Source organism: Streptomyces sp. NPDC057654 (genome assembly GCF_042800135.1).
Taxonomy (GTDB): domain Bacteria; phylum Actinomycetota; class Actinomycetes; order Streptomycetales; family Streptomycetaceae; genus Streptomyces.
Genome location: NZ_JBHVHQ010000550.1, coordinates 1 through 5,814 on the forward strand (window position 1 = coordinate 1; position 5,814 = coordinate 5,814).

At 72.4% G+C, this 5,814-nt stretch carries 3 protein-coding genes; 1 reads left to right on the forward strand and 2 read right to left on the reverse strand.

Features of this window, described 5'->3' with window-relative positions; translation table 11 throughout:
* Nucleotides 1-1,300 (forward strand): septum formation family protein (locus ACFU99_RS30340; protein ID WP_384398087.1); only part of this gene is annotated, 1,300 nt, incomplete at its 5' end.
* A 286-nt stretch (nt 1,301-1,586) separates the two neighbouring features.
* On the opposite strand, the gene ACFU99_RS30345 is transcribed toward ACFU99_RS30340, so the two are convergent.
* Nucleotides 1,587-2,666 carry a hypothetical protein gene (locus ACFU99_RS30345; protein WP_384398089.1) on the reverse strand — a complete coding sequence of 360 codons (1,080 nt, stop codon included), beginning with the start codon at nt 2,664-2,666 and terminating at the stop codon, nt 1,587-1,589.
* A 135-nt stretch (nt 2,667-2,801) separates the two neighbouring features.
* A complete protein-coding gene (locus ACFU99_RS30350) occupies nt 2,802-5,660 on the reverse strand; it encodes a hypothetical protein (protein WP_384398091.1) in 2,859 nt (952 codons plus the stop codon).
* Nucleotides 5,661-5,814 lie beyond the last annotated feature (154 nt).

Consider the following 5,814-nt stretch of genomic DNA (forward strand, 5'->3'; position numbering starts at 1 on the left):
GCACCCCCGTGCGCCGTCCCCCGCGGGCGACCTGTTCTCGCTGGGGGCGGCCCTGAACGCCGCGGGGGCGGGCAGGAGCCCGTTCGCCGCGGCCGACGAGCACGCCGTCGAGACGGCGCTGCGCGAGACGGCCCCCGAGCGGCCGGAACGGGCGGGGGCGCTCGCCGCGCTGATCCTCCAGCTGCTGGAGAAGGACCCGGCCCGGCGCGCGTCGGCGGAGACCGCCCGGCTCGAACTGGAAGGAGTACGAGCCGAGTTGACGCGAAGCGTCGCGAGGCCCGAGGACACGGGGACAGGTGGCCCGGTAGCCCCTCCACCGCCGGGCGACGCGGCGGGGCCGCAGCCGGACGGGGGCTCGGGGTCCAAGAAACGACGCGTCCGATGGCTTACAGCGATCATCGCGGCCGCGGCGGTGATCGTGCTGGGCGGCGTCGCCGCGGCGCTGGTCCTCATCACCGACGACGGCGGGGACGACCGCTCGGCGCACAAGCCGCCCACCACCTCGGCCTCCGCCTCCCCCACCCCTTCCCGGAGCCAAGGCTCGGGGTCGGCCTTCCCGTACGGACAGCAGGCAGGTCTGAGCAAGGCGCTCGTAACCGGTGACTGCGTCAACGCGGTCTGGCCCGAGGAGCCTCTGACGTCGGTGCCCAACCTGGGGCCGGCGGACTGCGCGACGGGGAGCAACACCAATGCCCAGGTGATCGCCACGATGTACTATCCGAGCGCCGAGGACGCCCGCCGGAACGCGTCGCAGGACTGCGCCAAGCAGATGAAGGACCTGGTGGGGGAACTACCCGACGCCGGAAGCTACGCGCTCGTACCGACCGACGAAGGCTTCGCGCGGACCGATGGCTCCGCGGCGTGCCTGGCGGCCGCCAAGCACGGCTCGTTCGGCGGCGAGGTCGGCCCCTTCCGCGACGACGGCTCCCAGCTGAATCCGGCTCAGGCGGCGATCGGGGACTGCTGGAACAGCAAGCAGGTCAAGGACGCCTTCGACTTCCGCCTGGCCTCCTGCGAGCGGTCCCACACCGATCAGGTCGTGGGGTTCGTACAGGCGCCGTCCGGCATGTCGTACGACAAGGCCGTCAAGACGATGGGGGAGCTGTGCGGCAACCGCTTCACGTCGCAGTGGGCCACGGGCTCCGACCGGCAGATCTGGGGGAACCTCGACTCGCCCAGCCGGTGGAATCAAGGCTTCCGCTACATCGTCTGCACCGTTTCCCTGCCGGACCGTGAAGCGACGTCCGAGCGCATGGAACCGGAAGCGCCCGACAGCACGCCCACGACGGCCACGCCATGATCAGGAACGGTCCGAAGAACCCCGGCGACACGGCGGCGCCCGGACAGGGGGAGGCCGCGCACAACGAGGCCACGCGGCTGCTGAGCGTGGGCACGTACTTCTCCCCCGAATTCCGGCGTCGCGTCATCGAGGAACTGATCGAGCACGAGGAGCGCCCCGTGGCCACCACACCGACAGCGACGCCGCCCGATACCCGGAGCAAGTCGCGCATCGGTTCCCGGTTCAGCTGGACCGCGGTGTCCGGCTCCCGTCGCGCGACACCCGCCGTCAAGCGGAGCCGGGGCCGTCACGACCGCGTGGCGGCCCCGCAGCCCTCCCCGTCGGCCTCCTTCATCCGGGCGGTCATCGACGTGCTCCGGTCGTACGGATCCACCTCGGAGCCGCCCACGGCGGTCCGCCCGCCGCCGAACGCCGGGTTGAAGTAGCCGGTGTAGGTGTCACAGCCGCCGTTGGTGGTGTCGGACCGGTAGGAGAGGAGGGAGAACGTGCCCGGTTCAGTGTGCACCTTCGCCGGGTCGTCCCAGCTCATCACCGTTTCCCGGCGCACGATGGTACGTACGATGTCCTCGCCGCCGCCCGCACCGGCGCGGGTGACGGGATAGACGTACGTGACATCGGCCGTCACTTCGAGCGCGCCGCGCTTGCCCTCATGGAACGTGATCCGCCCCCGCGTCTTGACCACGTCCCCCACCAGCCGCGCCTTCGACGTGTCGAAGCGGCTGAACAGCATCAGCGGGTCGTTCTTCCGACTGGGCTTGTCGAACGCGGTCAGCAGGTCATGCTGGACGTCGTCCTGACGAGGGTTGATCAACTCGATCGCCTTTTCGGGCCGTTCACCGCGCAGCACGCCGGGATCGAGACTGGAGGCGACGAGAAAGTCCCGCGACCGGTCCAGCGCCTTCGCGACCTCGTCGCGGTCCATCCAGCCGATCGCCCGCGCGTCCGGCACAGTGATCCCCGCCGCGCCGTCGCCCCACCGCGCGGCCGGCGACCCCCTGAACGGCTCTTTCAGCGTGGGGCGTTGGGCCGCCACGGCCGCCGGCGGCCCGTCCGGCTGCTCGGACTCCGCGGCCAGCGGCGTCCCGTCGTCGCCCCCGAACCACCCCATCAGTTTGCCCGGAATCAGGGCCACCACGAGCAGCACACCCGCGGCGAGCAGCCCGGCCATGTACCAGCCCTTGCCCCGACGCTTCCGGGGCGGCTCGTACGTCCGCCACCCCGGCGGCCTGCCGGACTCGCCCCGCGGCGGCCTCGCGGCGCTCCGGGCCCGTGCCGACGGTTCCTCGGGCGCACCCGGAACCCCGGCCTCCGACTCCCGGAGGAAGCGCTCCCACTCCTTGTCCGAAATGGACCTGTCCTTGCCCACGCCGCGACCCCGCCCCTCTTCATGACCCGGCCCTCCCCAGGACCGTCCGACTCCGAGAAATCATCACACAGCCCACTGACAGACAGCCGTCCGACCGGTCGCCACCTGGCACGCAGCCGCCTCGGAGATACGCGCCTAATGCCTCTCCCGGGGCGGATCGGCTTCGGGTCCGACGGTGATGTCGCCGTGAACGGTTCCGGCCTGGATGACGCCGCCCGTCCGCGCCTGTCCCGAGACCTCGTTGCGCACCTCGTCGCGTACGCCGCTACGTACCTCGTTCCGCGCGACGGGCCCGGCGGGCGGATGCCAGAGAGGGCCCGCGAAGCGGGACAAGGCGGCTGCGAGGTCCGCGGGAACCGACGGCACGACGGAGAGCAGGAGGACGGTGTACCAGCCGTCGCTGCCGCGGAAGTACGGTACGGGCACGCGCGCGCCGGGCCGGAGGCGCACGTGGACGGCGTAGACCTTGGTGTCCCGCTTCCGCTGGACGCACTTGCGTACGGCCACCGCCTGCACCGCCGCCCAGGCCAGCTGGTCGCGGCGGCGGCCCATCCGGAAGGCGAGGTGCTCGCGCGTCAGGGCCAGCTCGTGCCGCTGCGGCCGCAGCAGACCCAGCAGCGTGACCAGCACGCCGTACAAGGGCCAGAAGAGCAGGACGACGAGCACTCCCCGCCATTCGCCCTGCACGGCCTGGCGGATGACCACCAGGAGCATGAAGAGGGTGATCAGCGGCCAATGGGTGAGGGCGATCCGGCGCTGTCTGCTGCTGACCCGGAAGCCGTGCTCGTCGTCCTCGTGGACGGTCCAGCCCCGGCGTTCCGCCAACGGCTTCAGCTCGGCCTCGGCGATCTCGTCACGGAAGCTGCGCGGGGGCGCGGGAACGGGCGCGGGAACGGGGGTCCGTTCGACGGGCGGCTGTGGCGCAGCGCTCATTCCGGGCGACGGGGCCGGAATCGAAGGGGCCGCGGGCGCGCGAAGTCCCCCGACCGCCAGGTGTTCCTGGAGCCGGAGGTGCCGGAATCGGTAGACGCCGCCGCTGCGCTGGAGCAAGCCGCCGTGGTGGGCGTCGCGCAGGAACTCCATCAGCGACCACGGCACCCGCCCGGCTGTCGCCAGCCACCCCTTGGCCAGCAGCCAGCGGCTCCACGGGCTCATCAGCAGCATCATCGCCGAGGCCCCGACCCATCCGGCGATGCCCGGTTCCAGCACCTTGTCGTACGGCCCGTACCAGCCCAGCACGACGCCCTGCCCGGCCCCGATCAGCACGGCGACCGTGCAGACGGACAGCAGTACGGCCTTGCGCTCGCTCAGCAGCAGTTCGTCCGGTGTGCTCGCCTCCTCGGCGTCGGTGGGCGCGGCGATCGCCACCATGAACACCGGGGCCAGCAGCGTGCTGCACGCGATCATCACCAGATACGGGCGGGCGTCCGAGGCGTCCATGAAGATCAAGCCGAACCCCACGGTCGGAAGGACGACGACCGCCGCGGCCTTGGCGGACCGCCCGAAGGACGCGCCCCGCCCGGCGGAGCGCAGGGCCGCGCCGATACGGAAGGGGTTGGCGCGTCTGCGCGGCTCGCCCCGCCGGTAGCCGAACCACATCTCGACGGCCAGCCACACCACCGATCCGTGCAGCAGGCCTCCGGCCAGGGCGAGTTCGTTGCCCAGCCCCGTCTCGTACGCGCGTGTCGGCCGGAAGCCGTCGGCGGCGGTGGCCAGCCAGGACAGCGCGAAGCACGCCGCGAGCAGGGTCGGGATGGCGAGCGTCCGTACCAGCGCCGTGCGGTGCAGCCGCCACCAGGCCAGCTCGGCCGTCCGGCCGCGGTCGAGATGCCGGGCGAGGTACGCGAGCCAGTGCCGGGCGCGGACCGGACTCCACTGTCCCGGAGCGTGCAGCCGGTCCGGGTCGTGCGGATGCTCCGTGAAGACCGCCGGAAAGATCACCTCCAGCAGACGCTCCTCGACCGCCTCACGCGAGGAGAAACGCGGGTGCGTCAGTTCCAGCGGGTCGGCGGGCGGCATCCGGTAGCCGCGGCGGGCCAGCCAGATCATCAGCGGACTCGACAGCGCCTGCGCGACCGGCCCCGCCGCCCCCTCCGGCTCGCGGTCCACCGCGTCGAACAGCAGCTTCCAGCGCCTGCGAACGGACGGGTCGGCGGACCGCAGCAGATACGCGGTGGCCTCCGGCAAGCCGACCGGCTGCGCCTCGATCACGGCGGCCCGCGCGATGTGCCGCCCCGCGGCCCGTTGCCTGCGGTACTCCTCGCCGCGCGAGGCGAGGATGAGCAAGTCCCGCTCCCCCAGGGCCCGGTCGAGCTCCTGGAGGACCAGGGCCTGCCGGTGTTCGGGAAGCTCGTCGAGCCCGTCGAGTACCGGCAGAACCCGCCGGTCCTGGATCAGCCGTACGGCGGGGCGCCTGCCGTCCACGCGCGGCAGGCCGGGGTACTCCTCGGTGACGCGCCGTGCCAGCCATTCGCGGAAATGCTCGCTGTGCGGGTCCCACGACTCCAAGGTCAGGACGACCGGGGCGACCGTGGACACGGGTCGGACCGCAACCGGGGCGCCGCCGCCCGTTTCCGCGCCTCGCGGCGTCAGGCACCGCTCCGCGAACTCCAGGGCGAGCATCGCCGCGAGCGTCGACTTGCCCGCCCCCGGCCCGCCGAGCACCACGAGGTGGCGCGGGCGGAGCGCGAGGAACGCGTCCGCCACCATCGCCAGTCGGTCCCCGCCCGCGCCTACGTCGGTACCGGCCTCCCTCAGCGCCGGCCAGTCGGCCTGCCACCGCACCGGGAGGGGATCGCCCGCCGCCACGTCACGGGCCGTCATCTCCGCCGCCCACTGCGCCCGGACGCTGCGCGCCAGTGCCTGCACGGCCCGCTCGACGGGGTCCGCGGCCGGTGGCAGGTGGAGGTTGACGTCGCCGCGCACCTGACCGATCTGGATCACATAATCGGCCGTGCCCTGCATGACGTTGTGCGAGCCCAACTCCCATTCCATGCAGGCATTGTGGGCCACACCAGGGCTGCTTCTGCCCGATCTCCTCAACTTGCCCCGGTGGCGTTCACAACCCGTGAAGCCCACCGGTGAAGCGCATCGGCGGTGGGTACCGACTCGCACAACGGGCCTGGCGCCGCACGGCAGAGGTGCCGTG